The organism is Streptomyces sp. NPDC001880 (genome assembly GCF_053594575.1).
In genome coordinates this window covers 1-2,813 of sequence record NZ_JBSFET010000234.1, presented here as the reverse complement: position 1 = coordinate 2,813, position 2,813 = coordinate 1, and the positions used below count along the sequence as shown (strand labels likewise).

Below are 2,813 nucleotides of genomic sequence, written 5' to 3'. Positions count from 1 at the left end.
CTCGATCACCGCCAGGTCGGGGTCGCGCTGGGTCTCCTCGTCGACGATCTCGGCGAAGGTGGGTCCTCGGCGCGCGCCGCGATGCGGATGTGGAGTTCGTCCAGGAGCCGCCGCTCGCCGCGCCCCCGCATCAGCAGCAGCACGAACGGATCCTGGTCCAGCAGCCGCGCCACCTGATAGCACAGCGCGGCGGTGTGCGGGCAGTGGTCCCATGCGTCACAGGTGCACTGCGGGTCCAGATCACCGATCCCGGGCAGCAGCTCCACTCCGGCCGCCGCCGCGTCCTCCACCAGGTGCGGCGGCATCTCCCGGTCCAGCAGTGCCGCGATGTGCCCGGTCCGTTCTACGGCCATGCCGAGGAGCCGTTCCCAGCCCGCCTCGCTCAGCTCCTGGAGCAGCACATCGCTGCGGTACGTGGACGAGTCCCCGTCCCGGACCACCGCGGTGATCCGGCCGGGCCGCACGGAGACCGCACCGACCCGTCCCTCGCGGGCGAACCTGCGTCCCTTCTTGAGCTGTTGGCCGTCCAGCGCGGTGTCCTCCAAGGCCTTCAGCCAGGCTCGACCCCACCAGGACTCGGCGAAGCCGCGGCCGTGTGCGGGCGGCAGTGCGGCGAAGGTACGTTCCTGCCCCGGGGCAGGGGTGTCACTGTCGTCGCTCTCGTACTCGCCGCCGTAGTAGCGGTCGCCGTCGTGTCCGTCAGTCATCGCGTGCCCCCTCGCAGCTCCACCAGATCAGCCAGTTCCGCATCGGTCAGTTCGGTCAGCGCCGCCTCGCCGGAGCCGAGCACCGCGTCAGCCAGGCCTTGCTTGCGTGCCAGCATGTCAGCGATCCGGTCCTCGATGGTGCCCTCGGCGATCAGCCGGTGCACCTGCACCGGCTGGGTCTGTCCGATCCGGTACGCGCGGTCGGTGGCCTGCGCCTCGACCGCCGGGTTCCACCAGCGGTCGAAGTGCACGACATGGCCGGCCCGGGTGAGATTGAGACCGGTGCCGGCCGCCTTCAACGACAGCAGGAAGACCGGGGCCTCGCCCGCCTGGAAGCGGTTGACCATCGCCTCGCGCTCGGCGACGGGCGTACCACCGTGCAGGAACTGCGTGCGCACCCCGCGCGCCGCCAGATGCTGTTCGAGCAGCCGGGCCATCTGCACGTACTGGGTGAACACGAGCACACTCGCCTGCTCCGCCAGGATCGTGTCGAGCAGCTCGTCCAGCAGCTCCACCTTTCCCGAACGATCAGCGATCCGCGGCTCGTTCTCCTTGAGGTACTGCGCCGGGTGGTTGCAGATCTGCTTCAGCGCCGTCAGCAGCTTGACGACGAGGCCGCGCCGGGCGAAGCCGTCGGCGCCGGAGATCGCGGCCAGCGTCTCGCGCACCACCGCTTCGTACAGCCCCGTCTGTTCCGCCGTCAGTGACACCGTGCGGTCCGTCTCGGTCTTCGGCGGCAGCTCCGGTGCGATCCCAGGGTCGGACTTGCGCCGCCGCAGCAGAAACGGCCGCACGAGCGCGGCGAGCCGGTCGGCGGCAGCCGGGTCACCGCCCTCCGCGGTCCGCGCGTAACGGGTACGGAAGGTGCCGAGCCGGCCCAGCAGCCCCGGCGTCGTCCAGTCGAGGATCGCCCACAACTCGGATAGGTTGTTCTCCACCGGGGTCCCGGTGAGCGCCACCCGGGCCTGTGCGCCGATCGTCCGCAACTGCCTGGCAGTCGCCGAGTACGGGTTCTTCACGTGCTGTGCCTCGTCGGCGACGGCCAGGCCCCACCGGATCTCCGCGAGCTTGGCCGCGTCGAGCCGCATGGTGCCGTACGTGGTGAGGACGAACTCGCCGTCCGCCAGTCCGGAAAGGTTGCGCGATCCGCCGTGGAAGCGGCGCACCGGTGTGCCCGGCGCGAATTTCTCGATCTCCCGCTGCCAGTTCCCCATGAGCGACGTCGGGCAGACCACCAGCGTCGGACCGGCGACCGATTCGATGCTCTGGCGGTGCAGATGCAGGGCGATGAGCGTGATGGTCTTGCCGAGACCCATGTCGTCTGCGAGGCAGCCGCCGAGGCCGAGCGAGGTCATGGTGTGCAGCCAGTTCAGACCGCGCAGCTGATAATCGCGCAGCGTGGCCGCGAGGGCCTCGGGCGGGCCCACCGGCTGAGGCTCGCCCTGCTGCCCGGCCGCCTCCGGGTCGGCCAGCCGGCGGCGCAGCCGCTCCAGCCAGCCGGTGGCCCGGACCTCGACCCGGTGGCCGTCGATCTCGGTGGAACCTGTCAGGACCGCCCCCAGCGCGTCGATCGGCGTGACCTTGCGGTCCTGGGTCTCGCGGGCTCGCCGGGCTTCTTCGGGGTCGATCAGCACCCACTGGTCCCGCAGCCGGACCACCGGCCGGTTGGCTTCGGCGAGGCGGTCCAACTCGGCGCGGCTGAGTTTCTGATCACCCATCGCGAACCACCAGTCGAACGCCAGCAGCGCGTCCGCGGACAGGAGTGTCGGTGCTTCGGAACCGATACGTGCCACCCCGCCGTGTTCGTCGCTTCCTGCGTCGTCGGGCGGCCCGATCACGGCGCGTGCGGTGAGCTTGCGGGCCAGCTCCTTGGGCCAGTGCACCTGGACCCCGGTCGCGGCCAGCGCCCGTCCGGCGGGGCCGAGGAGTTCGGCGAGCTCGTCGTCGTCCGGCTCCACGAAGTCGGGCACCGCGGCGGACAGCAGCGGGGACAGCGGAGGCCAGGCCCGGGCCGGGACGCATCGCCAGCGCGTCGGCGTTCCGTACGAGCAGCGACAGCAGTCCGCCCGGAGCCAGCATCCGGGCCAGGCCCGCCAGCATCGCGTC

General features: G+C 71.3%; 1 protein-coding gene and 1 pseudogene. Both read right to left on the bottom strand.

Annotated elements, in window-relative coordinates; all coding sequences use genetic code 11:
• Nucleotides 1-32 precede the first annotated feature (32 nt).
• Nucleotides 33-707 (bottom strand): annotated as a pseudogene (locus ACWCQ6_RS36720) (SWIM zinc finger family protein); the annotation flags it as partial.
• A partial coding sequence (locus tag ACWCQ6_RS36715; RefSeq protein WP_451096775.1) for a DEAD/DEAH box helicase occupies nucleotides 704-2,813 on the bottom strand: 2,110 nt, incomplete at its 5' end. The gene ACWCQ6_RS36715 and the pseudogene ACWCQ6_RS36720, both read right to left, overlap by 4 nt.